This is a genomic window from Neorhizobium vignae, from assembly GCF_000732195.1.
Classification (GTDB): Bacteria; Pseudomonadota; Alphaproteobacteria; order Rhizobiales; family Rhizobiaceae; genus Neorhizobium; species Neorhizobium vignae.
This window is the reverse complement of record NZ_JNNU01000007.1, coordinates 213,326-226,634: the sequence shown is the minus strand read 5'-3', so window position 1 is coordinate 226,634 and position 13,309 is coordinate 213,326. Positions and strand designations below refer to the sequence as shown.

Here is a 13,309-nt window from a genome sequence, read left to right as displayed (position 1 = left end):
CAAGAGTTTAGACGTTTCGCTGCGGAAATTCCTTGGGTACCCGGGAAAAACTTTTTTCGTTCACCGCACCAGCGCTTCCATATGGAACCGGAGCTGCCCCGGCGGGTAGCGATGCTGCGCGCCGACCGGACAGGAATTGCGGGCCGCACAGCCGGAAATCATGCAGGTCGCTTTGCCCGCATCGCTTGCGAGATAGGCAGCGCATCGGGCAACATCGAAGCCCGACAGGCCGACTGCATTGACGGGACAGGCTGACAGGCAGGGCTTATCCGCGCAGCTCTCGCAAGGATGCTCGGCCTCATCGGGCGAACTCTCTATCGCAAACGGAAAACCGAGAGCGCCGCGATACCCGTGCCAGAGGCCGAACTGCGGATGGATGAGGATGCCGAGCGGCGACGACTTCAGGCCTTCGGCCTTCATCGCCCATTGCTGGAACGGCTGCCAGGGCGGATCGGACGGGAAATAGGCAGCCGCTCCGAGCTGCTCGGCAAGAGGCCGGATCAGCGTCTTCGACCACGTGTCGAGGGGATCGGGGCCGTCACGGCCGTTTCGCCATTCCGTAAACGACGGCCAGATCGAACCGTCGACATTGCCGAGCAAGACGACGGACCTGGCAAGCATGCCATCGCCGAGCAACGGCCGCTCCCCCGATCCAAAATTCACCACGCCGCGGATCAGAATGCCGTGCGGTTCGAGCCTCGCGGCAATCTCATCGAGAAGTGGTGAAGGCGGCCTCACCGAGGCCCCTGGTATTTGTAGTGAGGGCGCCAAACCCCTTCCTGGACAAAATCCGCTACCAGTCTGGCACCGCCTTGCTCCCTGGCGGCATCGGGCTCTCTTCAGGTGAAGGCGTCGGGCATCGAATCCTTGCGGTCCTTGATGAAGGCGAGCAGCGCCTCGTCGATCGCAGGATCGAGCGGCGGTGCTTCGTAACTGTCGAGCCAGGAGCGGCAGAGCGCGTTGGCGCGCTGCTCGATGCGCTTCTCGCCCTCGATCTCCCACTGTTCGAAGGAATTGTTGTCCATCAGCGCCGAGCGATAGAAGGCCGTCTGGAAATGCGCCTGGGTATGGGCGCAGCCGAGATAGTGGCTGCCGGGGCCGACTTCGCGGATCGCGTCGAGGGCCTGGCCCTCCTCGGACAAATCGACGCCCTGCGCCATCTTCTGCATCATGCCGAGCTGGTCCTGGTCGATCATGAATTTTTCATAGGACGACACCAGACCACCTTCCAGCCAGCCCGCCGCATGCAGCACGAAATTGGTGCCGGCGAGCAGGGTCGTGTTGAGCGTATTGGCCGATTCGTGCGCCGCCTGGGCATCGGGCACTTTCGAGCCGCAGAGCGAACCGCCGGTGCGGAACGGCAGGCCGAGGCGACGGGCAAGCTGGGCCGCGCCGTAAGAAACCAGGGACGGCTCCGGCGTGCCGAAGGTCGGAGCGCCCGACTGCATCGAGATCGACGCCGCGAACGTGCCGAACAGCACCGGCGAGCCTTTGCGGATCAGCTGCGTCAGCGCAGCACCCGCCAGCACCTCGGCAAGAATCTGCGTCAGCGTGCCGGTCACGGTCACCGGGCTCATGGCGCCGGAGAGAATGAACGGCGACACGACCGATGCCTGGTTATGCCGCGCATAGACCTTCAGCGCGCCGAGCATGGTCCCGTCGAATACCATCGGAGAATTGGCGTTGATGAGGTTCAGGGTGACGCAATTGTTTTCGACGAATTCGTCGCCGAACACCAGCTTCGCCATGGCGACGGTGTCCTCGGCGCGTTCCGGCGCGGTGACCGATCCCATGAACGGCTTGTCGGAATACTTGATATGGCTGTAGACCATGTCGAGATGCCGCTTGTTGACCGGCACGTCGACCGGTTCGCAAACCGTGCCGCCCGACGAATGCATCGACGGCGCCATATAGGCGAGCTTCACGAAGTTGCGGAAATCCTCGATCGTCGCGTAACGGCGCTTGCCGTCGAGATCGCGCACGAAGGGAGGTCCGTAGACCGGCGCGAACACGGTCGCCTTGCCGCCGATCTGGACGTTGCGTTCCGGATTGCGCGCATGCCAGGTGAATTCGCTCGGTGCGGTCTTCAGGAGTTCCCGGCAGAGGCCCTTGGGGAAATGCACCCGATGGCCCTGGACATCGGCACCAGCCTTCGCCCAGAGATCCAGCGCTTCCTCGTCCTCGCGGAATTCGATGCCTATTTCTTCGAGGATGAGATCCGCATTGCGCTCGATGAGAGCAAGGCCCTCCTCGTCCAGCACCTCGTAGACGCCTATTTTGCGGGTGATATAGGGCAAGGAGAGGCCGGGACCGTTGCCTGCGCGGGCCGCGCGGCGGCCTGCCGCTCCGCGCTCGCCGCGGCCACGCCTGGCCCCGCTGCCTGCCGGTTCCGTCTCTGGGGTCAAATCGTCCATGATGTTCCTCGCCTCCGCTTTGAAAAGCGCCTCAAGCTTTTTGATGCGCCATGCTAGGCTCAAGCGCAAGCGGAGCCCCGCCTTTCTGCGTCACGGGTTTGTACAGGACAGACATCACGCCGCGATCTTCCGTCGTTTTTCCGACGCGCCGCTGTCGCATACGAAAGAAATTGCCAAGCAAATTAAAGGTACAGATAGTCGGGACGGTAAACGTCTGATTTGCCGGCCTTCGAACCGGCCCCTCGAACGAAGGGAAGCATTGCATGTCCGACGACGAAATCATCCTGGCGGAACTTTCCGACGAGGAACTCGTGCAGCAGATGCACGACGATCTTTACGACGGCTTGAAGGAGGAGATCGAGGAGGCGACCAACATCCTGCTCGCGCGCGGCTGGACGCCCTATGACGTCCTTACGAAGGCACTGGTCGAGGGCATGCGCATCGTCGGCATCGACTTCCGCGATGGCATTCTTTTCGTGCCGGAAGTGCTGCTCTCGGCGAATGCCATGAAGGCGGGCATGTTCATCCTGCGCCCGCTTCTGGTCGAAACCGGCGCTCCGAAGCTCGGCAAGATGGTGATCGGCACCGTCAAGGGCGACATCCACGACATCGGCAAGAACCTCGTCGGCATGATGATGGAGGGAGCGGGCTTCGACGTGGTCGATCTTGGCATCAACAACCCCGTCGAGAATTATCTCGATGCGATCGAGCGGGAGCAGCCCGATATTCTCGGAATGTCGGCGCTTTTGACCACGACCATGCCCTATATGAAGGTCGTCATCGACACCCTGAAGGAAAAGGGCATGCGCGACGACTACATCGTGCTTGTCGGCGGCGCGCCGCTCAACGAGGAATTCGGCAGGGCCGTCGGCGCCGATGCCTATTGCCGCGATGCGGCGGTCGCTGTCGAAACGGCGAAGGAATATATCCGTCGCAAGCACAACAGCCTTGCCGCCGGCGCCTGAGGCGCCGAACGGCCTGCTGACTGAGACGCCTTAGCGCGCAGCGCGATCGACCCGGCGCCCCGCGTCCTGAGTGGCATTGACGGTATTGGCCGTATCCTGGCCCATGCCACGAATGGTATTGCCGCAGGAGGTGAGAGAAACCATCGTCGCAAGAAGAGCGGCGATTATCGTGACTGTCTTGGCCGTCATGTTAGAATACTCCAATGGAGAGAGATGAAATCGTGGCGGAAATGAATTTTCCGGCAGAGGAACGTTCAACTCGCGAAAAAGTTCACGTGATCGCGTGCGGAGCGATCGCCAGGGAAATCCTCGCTGTTTCCAGGCAGCAAGGCCTTGGCCATATCGATCTCAACTGTTTGCCGGCAATCTGGCACGCCTATCCGCAGAAGATCGTTCCGGGGCTGGAAAAAGCTGTCGCCGAGGCGCGTGACGCAGGCTTCGAAAAAATCTTCTTCGCCTACGCCGATTGCGGAACGGGCGGCGACATCGACCGGCTCTGCGAGCGCGAGGGCATTGCCCGCATTGAGGGCCCGCACTGTTATTCCTTCTTTGCCGGAAACGACGCTTTTGCCGCAAAAGCGGACGAAGACCTTTTTTCATTTTTCCTGACCGACTTCCTTGCCCGCCAGTTCGAGGCCTTCGTCATCGAACCGCTCGGCCTCGACCGTCATCCGCAGCTGAAGGACATGTATTTCGGCAATTACCGAAAACTCGTCTATCTCAGCCAGGAGGAAGACAAGGTCCTTCAGGAAAAGGCGCGTGGGGCCGCCGAGTACCTCGGCCTGGAATACGAATACCGCTTCACCGGCTACGGCGACCTCACGCAGGCGTTACGCTCGGTTTAACCGTTTGTTCGGGCCTTCGGCGGAAGAGTGCCGCCCTGCGCTTTTTGCGGGGGGATCGATGCAGGACCGGAATTCTCGGATCGTGGTGATGACGTCGGGCGGGGCGAACCCGCAGCTGATGATCAACGCATTGGCAAAACATTTTCCCGACCTGCATGTCGTCGAGGAACAGCCGGAATCGAAGGGCACGCTGCTGAAACGCCGCGCCCGGCGGTTCGGCTGGTTTACAGCGCTCGGTCAGCTGGCGACGATGATCGCATCGCGGCTCACCAAGAGCGTCGCGGCAAGGCGCTCCGCCGATATCATCCGCGACTACGGCCATTCCGCCGAGCCTAACCCGGCGATCCCCGTGACCCACGTGGCTTCCCTCAACGATCAGGCCTGTCACGCAGCGGTGACAGCCTTGAGGCCCGCTGCGATCTTCACCATATCCTGCCGCATCCTGTCGCCAGCGACGCTTGCCGCCATCCCCTGCCCCGTCATCAACTTCCATGCCGGCATCAATCCGATGTATCGCGGCCAGATGGGCGGCTACTGGTCGCGGGTCGAAGGCGACGAGAAAAACTTTGGCGCGACCGTGCATCTGGTCGACAACGGCATCGATACCGGCGGGACGCTCTACGAAAAGCGGATGGAGCCGGCGCGATCGGATTCGCTCGCCACCTATCCGCTGCTGATGACCGCCTCCTGCGTCGATATCAGCGTCCGCGCGCTTCAGGATGCCATCGACGGCACGCTGAGGCCGTACCAGCCGCAAGGCCCGTCCGCACTGCGTTTCCCGCCGCCGATCTGGACCTGGCTATACCACGGGCTGACCCGGAAGATCTGGTAGCCGGCAATCCGGCTAGGCAATCCACATCGCCGCGTCGTATTTTGCCGTGTGCGACGTCGTCGCAAGCGCAGTCTTGCCGCCCGCACCCGTGCATGCTGCGCCTCAACACGGAGGAATTCATGGCCGACCGCATCGTCGTCTTCTGGCGGGATATTCCGGCGCAGGTGATCATCAAGAAGGGCCGCCAGACCGCCAAGCGGGAACTGTCGCTGCGCTTCACCGAGGCGATCGACATGTGCGCCATGCGCAGCGGCGCCGCCGGCACCGACGATTATCTCGCAGAATGGCGCAAGGCCGAGCCGACCGCCGTTTCCGACGATCTTGAAGCCGAAGCCGACAGGGCGGCAGCCGAGCTCGAAGCAGCCTATGACAGGGAAAAACTCGTCGCGCTGGTGAAGACCGGCGGCCGCGAAACCGCCTGACGTTCAGACAATCACATCGTTTCTGCGCCGCATCGCGCGCCGCCTGGAGGAAGAAATGACCCGCACCATCGTCGCATCCGCAACCCGGGAGATCGTGATCGGCTTTGACCAGCCCTTTTGCGTGATCGGCGAACGCATCAACCCGACGGGCCGCAAGAAGCTCGCGGCCGAGATGATCGAGGGCAATTTCGACACCGTCATCAGAGATGCGCTGGAACAGGTGGCGGCGGGTGCCACCATGCTCGACGTCAACGCCGGGGTCACCTCGGTCAATCCCAACGAGACTGAACCGGGCCTGCTCGTCCAGACCCTGGAGATCGTCCAGGGCCTCGTCGACGTGCCGCTGTCGATCGACAGTTCGGTGACAGCCGCAATCGAGGCAACGCTGAAAGTCGCCAAGGGCCGGCCGCTGGTCAATTCGGTGACCGGCGAGGAGGAAAAACTCGAGGCGATCCTGCCGCTCTGCAAGAAATACGACGTACCGGTCGTGGCGATCTCCAACGACGAGACCGGCATTTCGATGGATCCGGACGTCCGTTTCGCGGTCGCCAAGAAGATCGTCGAACGCGCCGCCGACTACGGCATCAAGCCCCATGACATCGTCGTCGATCCGCTGGTCATGCCGATCGGCGCGCTCGGAACCGCGGGCCTGCAGGTCTTCGCGCTGCTGCGACGGCTGCGCGAGGAACTGAAGGTCAACACCACCTGCGGGCTTTCCAACATTTCCTTCGGCCTGCCGCACCGCCACGGCATCAATGCCGGCTTCATTCCGATGGTGATCGGTGCGGGCATGACATCCGCGATCATGAATCCCTGCCGGCCGCAGGAAATGGAAGCGGTCCGCGCCGCCAACGTGCTGAACGGCACCGACCAGAACTGCGGTAACTGGATCATGACCTATCGGGACTATAAGCCGGTGGAAGGCGGTGGAGCCGCGGCAACGGCCGCACCGTCGGCCGCCAGCGGCCGACGCGGCGGCCGCGCCGCACGGGCCGGCGCCGGAGCGCGGACGGAGTGAGCAGAACTGGATCTCTTTACATTTGTATATACAAAAGCATATATGAAAGTATAGCGCATGCTCGGGATTTCTGGCTTCGATTGGGATGACGGCAATTGGCCGAAATGTGCCAAGCACGGTCTCAGCAAGGATGAAATCGAGAGTCTCTTCGAAAATGCTCCGGCCGTTCTTCGGGATCCAGAAGAGAGCGAACAACGGATGCGCGCCATCGGCATCGCGGAAAGCGGCCGCTACGTATTCGTCGTGTTTGCACTCCGGGAAGTTGACGGGAGAGCTTACATACGACCGATCAGCGCCCGATACATGCACGAACGGGAGATAAGACGATATGAGCAAGAATGACCTGAAGAAGATGCCCGTCTTCCATTCCGACGCGGAAGCCGAGGCCTTCGTCGAGACGGCTGATCTGTCCGAATACGATCTCTCCGGCTTCAAGCCGACGCATTTCGAGTTCGAGAAGAAGTCCGCCCAGCTCAATATGCGGCTGCCGGAGCCTCTTCTGCGCGCCGTGAAGGCCAAGGCGAAGGAACGGGGCATTCCCTATACGCGACTGATTCGCGAAGCGCTCGAACAGACCGTCCGCAAATGAACCCGTACTCCTTGAATTTTGAATTGTAGTCCTAATGACCGCTGATCCCCTCGTCCTTTTCATGCCATCCGGCAAGCGCGGCCGGTTTCCGGTCGGCACGCCGGTGCTCGATGCCGCGCGCCAGCTCGGCGTCTATGTGGAGAGCGTCTGCGGCGGGCGGGCGACCTGCGGGCGATGCCAGGTCTCGGTCCAGGAGGGACATTTCGCCAAGCACGGCATTACCTCGGCGAACGACCACCTGTCGCCGTTCGGCCCGAAGGAGGAGCGCTACGACCGCGTGCGGGGGCTTCCCGAGGGACGCCGCCTCTCCTGCTCGACCCAGATACTCGGCGATCTCGTCGTCGACGTGCCGCAGGATACGGTGATCAACGCGCAGGTGGTCCGCAAGGCGGCCGACGAACGTGTCTTCGACCGCAATCCGGCGATCCGCATGTGTTATGTCGAGGTGGAAGAGCCCGACATGGAAAAACCGCTCGGCGATCTCGACCGGCTGAAGGCAGCACTTGCCGCCGAGTGGCATTTCGACGATCTGGATGTCGATTTCCACCTGATTCCGAAAGTGCAGCAGATCCTGCGCAAGGGCGAATGGAAGGTCACCGCGGCGATCCACAAGGATCGCGACGACGACCGCGCCCGCCTCGTCGCGCTCTACCCCGGCCTGAAGAACGAGGCCTACGGGATTGCCTGCGATATCGGCTCGACGACGATCGCCATGCACCTGTCGTCGCTGCTGTCGGGCCGTACCGTGGCGTCGGCCGGCACGTCGAACCCGCAGATCCGCTTCGGCGAGGATCTGATGAGCCGCGTCTCCTATGTGATGATGAACCCCGATGGCCGCGAGGCGATGACGTTAGCCGTGCGCGAGGCGCTGAACGGATTGATCGACAAGGTCTGCGCTGAAGGCGGCGTTTCGAGGAGCGACATTCTCGACAGCGTCTTCGTCGGCAATCCGATCATGCACCACCTCTTCCTCGGCATCGATCCGACCGAACTTGGCGGCGCCCCCTTCGCGCTTGCCGTTTCCGGAGCGGTTCAGGTCAGATCCTCCGAGATCGGCTTGCCGATGAACGAGGGCACCCGGACCTATCTCCTGCCCTGCATCGCCGGCCATGTCGGTGCCGATGCCGCGGCGGCCACCCTGTCGGAAGGCCCGCACCGGCAGGAGGAGATGATGCTGCTGGTCGATATCGGCACAAATGCGGAAATCGTGCTCGGAAATTCGACCCGGGTCGTCGCGGCCTCCTCGCCGACCGGTCCGGCCTTCGAAGGTGCCGAAATCTCGTCGGGCCAGCGGGCAGCACCAGGCGCCATCGAGCGTATCCGTATCGACGCCGAAACCCTCGAGCCGCGCTTCCGGGTGATCGGCATCGAGCCCTGGTCGGACGAGCCGGGTTTCGCCGACGCAGCCGCTGCAACCGGCATTACCGGCATCTGCGGTTCGGCGATCATCGAGGTGATTGCCGAAATGTATCTCGCCGGACTGATTTCGGAGGACGGCGTCGTGGATGGCGCTATGGTTGAGCGCTCACCCCGCATCCTGCAGAACGGCCGGACCTTCTCCTATCTCGTTCATGACGGCGAGCAGCGCATCACCGTGACCCAGAACGACGTGCGCGCCATCCAGCTCGCCAAGGCGGCGCTTTATGCCGGCGTCAAGCTGTTGATGGACAAGCAAGGGGTCGACCATGTCGATCGGATCGGGCTCGCCGGCGCCTTCGGCACGTTCATCGATCCGAAATATGCGATGGTGCTGGGTCTCATCCCCGATTGCGACCTTTCCCGAGTCAAATCGGTCGGCAATGCCGCCGGCACAGGCGCGCGCATGTGCCTCCTGAACCGCGGCTACCGCCGCGAGATCGAGGAAACCGTCCGCAGGATCGAGAAGATAGAGACGGCTCTGGAACCAAAATTCCAGGAGCATTTCGTCTATGCCATGGCGCTACCGAACAAGGTCGATACCTTCCCGAACCTCAGCACGGTCGTAACCTTGCCGGAGCGCAAGGCGCTCGCGGATGCCTCGGGAGACGGTGGCGGCCGCAGACGTCGCCGCGGCCGCGAATAACATCAGGCCGCTGCGGCGACCAGGGAGCCGAACGCCTCGCGGATGCTCTCTGCGACGGCCTTGCCGGGTACGGAAAGCTGCGGTGCCGTCAACAGCCGGATATCGAAGTTGATCAGCTCAGGCAGTCCTTCCTTCGGGCCGAGTATCTGCATGTCCTCGGTCACGTAGGAACGCGGGAACGGCGCAATCGCAAGGTCGGACAGCACGGCGGCGCGCTGCGCCATCGTATGGGCGCTCGCATAGGCGATGCGATAGGTCCGCTTGTGCTTCTCGAGCTGGGCGATCGCATCCTGGCGCCAGACGCAGCCGTCCTCCCAGACCGAAATCGGCAGCGGATCGCGCAGATAGGCCGTGCCGCATTTGGCACCGGCCCAGACCAGTCGTTCCGTATGGATCATCTCGCCGGCCGTCGCGAAAGGACGCGTGGCGCAGTTGATCAACGCGAGATCCAGCCGCTGCTCGTCCATGCGCTTCCTGAGTGCCAAACTCATGTCGACGGTAACATCGACCATGATGCCCGGAAAGCTCTCACCGAAATCCTTGAGCACCTTGGGCAGCAGACGCTCGGCAATGTCGTCCGGCGCACCGAGACGTACCACGCCGGAGAGCTCCGGCATGACGAAACGTGACACGGCTTCATTCGACAGCGCCAGCATGCGCCGCGCATAGGAAAGCAGCATCTCGCCATGCTGCGTCAGCGACACCGAGCGGGCATCGCGCAGGAAGAGCGTCGTCTTCAGCTGCTCTTCCAGTTTCTTGATCTGCATCGAGACGGCCGATGGCGTACGCAGAACCGCATCGGCGGCGGTCGAGAAATTGCCGGTCTCGGCAATCGCCACGAACGTGCGCAATACATCATTATCGAGCAGCGGAAGCGGCGGGCGGAATGGAACAGTCATGTCAGCCTCTATCAATAATTCTGAACTTAAACACCATATCATTTCGTTTGATTGAATGTCAAACGGGCGGCATACTCAAAAACATCGGAAGCGAGCGTCAATACCCAACAGAATTTCATGAGACGCATAACTTGCATCCGATTGATTGATGGATTGATGGCGTTCATTGTCCCGATTGAGCGTTGTCCCATGAGACACTCAAGGAGAACTGACATGACTATGATCACCTATCAGGAGAGCGATCGCTCCCGGCCCCGGCCGTCATCGTTCGCCTCGCTCATCCGCCCTGCCCTGGACGCGGTTATCAGCCTTCGCGATCAATGGCGTCGTCGCCAGACCGAAAGAATGCTGGAAGGTCTGCCGGCAGAAATCCGCAAGGACATCGGATGGCCGACGACCAATGCACCGCATCGCCGATAACCCTCCCACCCCATGGCCCGCCGACGCGAACAGCGAAGCGGGCCATGTCGTCTGAGACACGCATTGAGCCTGCTGTCTTTGGCAATTACGCGTGCGACCCGCCTATGTCGCAAAAATGTTATCACCCTGTCGTCAGAAGCCCTTCTCCGCCGTCTTTCCCCGTGCCAATGTCGCTTTTGAAGAAAAGCGGGCCGCAATGCACGGCCACGAACAAGGGGAATGACGGCATGAATGTGATGACCAAAAATCCGGCAGCCAAGCGCTCCCTCGTCTTTTTTCTTGTTCCCCATTTCACCATGCTGCCTTTTGCTGCAGCCGTGGAGACGCTGCGAATCGCCAATCGCATGCTCGGATACTCGGCCTATACTTGGCGGCTCTGTTCCGCCGATGGCGAAAAGGTCTATTCCTCGAGCGGCATCGGCATCGAGGTAAACTCCTCTCTCGCCGACGAACGTCGCAACCTCTCCGGTGAAAACCGTCCGAACATGGTCCTCGTGTGCTCGGGCGTCTACGTGGAAGAGTTCAACAACAAGTCGGTCAACGCCTGGCTGCGCGAAACCTATAACCGCGGCATTGCCGTTGGAAGCCTCTGCACCGGAGCGCACGTTCTGGCCCAGGCCGGGCTGCTAAACGGCAAGCGCTGTGCGATCCACTGGGAGAACCTGCCAGGCTTTGCCGAGGCATTCCCGCAGGCGGAAGTCTATGCGGATCTCTACGAGGTCGATTCGAACCTCTATACCTGCGCCGGCGGCACCGCCTCGCTCGACATGATGCTGAACCTGATCAGCCAGGATTTCGGCGAGAATCTCGTCAACCGCGTCTGCGAGCAGCAGTTGACGGACCGCGTCCGCAACCCGCACGACCGCCAGCGCCTGCCGCTGCGGGCCCGCCTCGGCGTCCAGAACGCCAAGGTCCTGTCGATCATCGAGGTCATGGAGAACAATCTCTCCGAACCGCTGTCGCTGGTCGAGATCGCCGACGACGCCGGCCTCTCAAGGCGCCAGATCGAACGCCTGTTCCGCCAGGAAATGGGCCGCTCGCCGGCGCGCTACTACCTGGAAATCCGGCTCGACCGGGCAAGGCACCTGCTCGTACAGTCCTCGATGCCCGTGGTCGAGGTGGCTGTTGCCTGCGGATTCGTGTCCGCGTCGCATTTCTCGAAATGCTATCGGGAGGTCTATAACCGTTCGCCGCAACAGGAACGCGCCGAGCGCAAGCTCAATATGAACACGTCGCGCACCGGCGTCGTGGCCTGAGCCGTGGGAACGCGACGGGTCAGCCCGTCGCCTGCAGCACGATCGTGTAATCCGAAAATACCCGATTCCGGCCATGGCTTTTCGCCATGAACAGGAATTGTTCTGCAGCGTTGAGATAATTGTCGAACGTTTCCGGGCCGCAGACCTCCGCCAGCCCGATCGAAACGGTAATCGAAAAATCGATGTCGCCGGAGATAATCCTGATGCCGGCGATCTCAAGCCTCAGCTTCTCGCACAACTCCGTCGCGGCGGCTGGGTCGAGACCGACCAGCAGCATGCCGAACTCTTCGTCACCCAACCGGGCAAGAAGATGCCGGCTGCCGGTGCAAGCGGAACCGAGCCTGGCGGCGGCGGCCTTCAGGACCTGAACGATGGTTTCCTTGCAATGAATATCGTTCAATCGCCGGAAATGGTCGATGTCCACGATCGCGACGGCGCAGGCTGTTCCCTCGGCAAGAGCTTCCCGCACCAACGGTTCGCCAATCCGATAAAATTCCTTCAGGTTGGCAAAACCGGTCAACGGATCGGCAACCGTATTGGCCGTCTCCATCTGGATGCGCGACGGCGCCGCCAAACCGTAGGTCAAGCGCTCCGTCTCCCGGAAATGCTGGCTTAGAAGGTATGGCATGCGGAATTCCTCGGGGATCAGGCGACGTTCTTCACCGCCGTTTCCTGACGTCTTGCCTGCATCGATCGAATCTGGATGAGCGTATCCAGGTTCTGGTTGACGCGGCAGTAAAACTCCTCGTCGATGAAGGGGCGCAGCATGAAGTCGTTGCCGCCGGCCTTCAGGAAGCGGGCCGAAAGCAGCCGGTTCGAAGAGGACGAAACGCCGATGATCCGGAGCTCGTGCGAGCCGCGCACCGAGCGAATGCGGCGGGTGAGTTCGAAACCGTCGATATCGGGCATGTTGTAGTCGGTGACGACGAGGCCGATATCCGGGTTCTTCTTGAGGATTTCCAGCGCCTTGGCACCGTTCTCCGCGACGCTGACCCGGAAATTGTAGCGCTTCAGGCGGCTCGAGAGCAGCGCCCGGGCGGTCGGGCTGTCATCGACGATCAGCACATGATGGCGATGATTGGTCAGGAACCGGCAGACCGATTCGGCCAGCATCTCGACCGCAAAGACATTGTCCTTGAGGATATAGTCGACGATGTCCTTGGTCAGCAGCTTGTCGCGGGTTTCTTCATGGAAGGTCCCGGTAAAGACGATGGTCGGGATCGACAGATCGACGAGATACTCCAGCGCTTCCCCGTTTTCCGCGCCTGGCAGATTGATATTGGAAATCGCCAGCATCACCGGCTCGGCGGAGCGGTCATAGGCGTACTGCAATTCCTCGAAGTTGCGGCAAATCTCGACTTCGATGCCGAACAGCTCCTTGAGCCGGGTCCCGATCATCGATGTGAAGACGTTTGAATCCTCCGCAAGCAGGATGCGGGAGTTTGCCAGTGATTGGCCGGAATACTGCATCCCGGAGATGCCGAGGAATGTCATGGTGCCCCTATCGAATAAGATATTATCCCCTCTGATAACATCCCTAGTGGAAACGGTTTGCAGAACCGTTAATCGGAGCAGCACTACGGTATC

Annotated in this window: 16 protein-coding genes; 10 read left to right on the top strand and 6 right to left on the bottom strand. The window is 61.4% G+C overall.

Annotation, left to right across the window (positions count from 1 at the left end):
• Positions 1 to 60: 60 nt before the first annotated feature.
• Both GQ59_RS14135 and GQ59_RS14130 read right to left on the bottom strand, forming a co-directional pair.
• Positions 61 to 738 carry a ferredoxin gene (locus GQ59_RS14135; protein ID WP_037082182.1) on the bottom strand — a complete coding sequence of 226 codons (678 nt, stop codon included), beginning with the start codon at positions 736 to 738 and terminating at the stop codon, positions 61 to 63.
• A gap of 101 nt (positions 739 to 839) precedes the next feature.
• The gene (locus GQ59_RS14130; protein WP_037082457.1) at positions 840 to 2,414 is read right to left on the bottom strand and encodes a trimethylamine methyltransferase family protein; all 1,575 of its coding nucleotides are present in this window, start codon (positions 2,412 to 2,414) and stop codon (positions 840 to 842) included.
• 263 nt (positions 2,415 to 2,677) lie between these two features.
• Between GQ59_RS14130 and GQ59_RS14125 the strand changes: the two genes are divergently transcribed.
• The gene (locus GQ59_RS14125) at positions 2,678 to 3,379 is read left to right on the top strand and encodes a corrinoid protein (protein WP_037082180.1); all 702 of its coding nucleotides are present in this window, start codon (positions 2,678 to 2,680) and stop codon (positions 3,377 to 3,379) included.
• A 30-nt stretch (positions 3,380 to 3,409) separates the two neighbouring features.
• Here GQ59_RS14125 and GQ59_RS14120 read toward each other — a convergent pair whose 3' ends face one another.
• A complete protein-coding gene (locus GQ59_RS14120; RefSeq protein WP_037082178.1) occupies positions 3,410 to 3,568 on the bottom strand; it encodes an entericidin domain-containing protein in 159 nt (52 codons plus the stop codon).
• Between the two features lie 14 nt (positions 3,569 to 3,582).
• On the opposite strand from GQ59_RS14120, the gene GQ59_RS14115 reads away from it, so the two are divergent.
• The 7 genes from GQ59_RS14115 to GQ59_RS14085 all read left to right on the top strand — a co-directional run bounded on the left by GQ59_RS14115 (position 3,583) and on the right by GQ59_RS14085 (position 9,147).
• Positions 3,583 to 4,224 (top strand): DUF1638 domain-containing protein, encoded by a 642-nt coding sequence (locus GQ59_RS14115; RefSeq protein ID WP_244447963.1) that lies wholly within the window; start codon positions 3,583 to 3,585, stop codon positions 4,222 to 4,224.
• 58 nt (positions 4,225 to 4,282) lie between these two features.
• A complete protein-coding gene (locus GQ59_RS14110; RefSeq protein ID WP_037082176.1) occupies positions 4,283 to 5,056 on the top strand; it encodes a formyl transferase in 774 nt (257 codons plus the stop codon).
• A 119-nt stretch (positions 5,057 to 5,175) separates the two neighbouring features.
• Positions 5,176 to 5,478, top strand: coding sequence for a virulence factor (locus GQ59_RS14105; protein ID WP_037082451.1), 303 nt, complete (start codon positions 5,176 to 5,178; stop codon positions 5,476 to 5,478).
• Between the two features lie 55 nt (positions 5,479 to 5,533).
• The gene (locus tag GQ59_RS14100) at positions 5,534 to 6,496 is read left to right on the top strand and encodes a methyltetrahydrofolate cobalamin methyltransferase (RefSeq protein ID WP_037082173.1); all 963 of its coding nucleotides are present in this window, start codon (positions 5,534 to 5,536) and stop codon (positions 6,494 to 6,496) included.
• A gap of 57 nt (positions 6,497 to 6,553) precedes the next feature.
• On the top strand, positions 6,554 to 6,838 hold the full coding sequence (locus GQ59_RS14095) for a BrnT family toxin (RefSeq protein ID WP_037082171.1): 285 nt from the start codon (positions 6,554 to 6,556) through the stop codon (positions 6,836 to 6,838).
• On the top strand, positions 6,825 to 7,085 hold the full coding sequence (locus tag GQ59_RS14090) for a CopG family antitoxin (protein ID WP_037082168.1): 261 nt from the start codon (positions 6,825 to 6,827) through the stop codon (positions 7,083 to 7,085). Before GQ59_RS14095 ends, GQ59_RS14090 begins: the two co-directional genes overlap by 14 nt.
• Positions 7,086 to 7,119: 34 nt before the next feature.
• Positions 7,120 to 9,147 (top strand): ASKHA domain-containing protein, encoded by a 2,028-nt coding sequence (locus GQ59_RS14085; protein ID WP_037082166.1) that lies wholly within the window; start codon positions 7,120 to 7,122, stop codon positions 9,145 to 9,147.
• Between the two features lie 2 nt (positions 9,148 to 9,149).
• Here GQ59_RS14085 and GQ59_RS14080 read toward each other — a convergent pair whose 3' ends face one another.
• Positions 9,150 to 10,088, bottom strand: a complete 939-nt coding sequence (locus GQ59_RS14080) for a LysR family transcriptional regulator (protein WP_174459618.1) — start codon at positions 10,086 to 10,088, stop codon at positions 9,150 to 9,152.
• A 171-nt stretch (positions 10,089 to 10,259) separates the two neighbouring features.
• On the opposite strand from GQ59_RS14080, the gene GQ59_RS14075 reads away from it, so the two are divergent.
• Both GQ59_RS14075 and GQ59_RS14070 read left to right on the top strand, forming a co-directional pair.
• Entirely contained in the window at positions 10,260 to 10,466 is a 207-nt protein-coding gene (locus GQ59_RS14075; RefSeq protein WP_084683148.1) for a hypothetical protein, read from the top strand.
• A 236-nt stretch (positions 10,467 to 10,702) separates the two neighbouring features.
• Positions 10,703 to 11,722 carry a GlxA family transcriptional regulator gene (locus GQ59_RS14070; protein ID WP_037082450.1) on the top strand — a complete coding sequence of 340 codons (1,020 nt, stop codon included), beginning with the start codon at positions 10,703 to 10,705 and terminating at the stop codon, positions 11,720 to 11,722.
• Between the two features lie 19 nt (positions 11,723 to 11,741).
• On the opposite strand, the gene GQ59_RS14065 is transcribed toward GQ59_RS14070, so the two are convergent.
• A complete protein-coding gene (locus GQ59_RS14065) occupies positions 11,742 to 12,350 on the bottom strand; it encodes a GGDEF domain-containing protein (protein ID WP_051903947.1) in 609 nt (202 codons plus the stop codon).
• Between the two features lie 17 nt (positions 12,351 to 12,367).
• Positions 12,368 to 13,216, bottom strand: coding sequence for a response regulator (locus GQ59_RS14060; RefSeq protein ID WP_037082162.1), 849 nt, complete (start codon positions 13,214 to 13,216; stop codon positions 12,368 to 12,370).
• Positions 13,217 to 13,309: the final 93 nt, after the last annotated feature.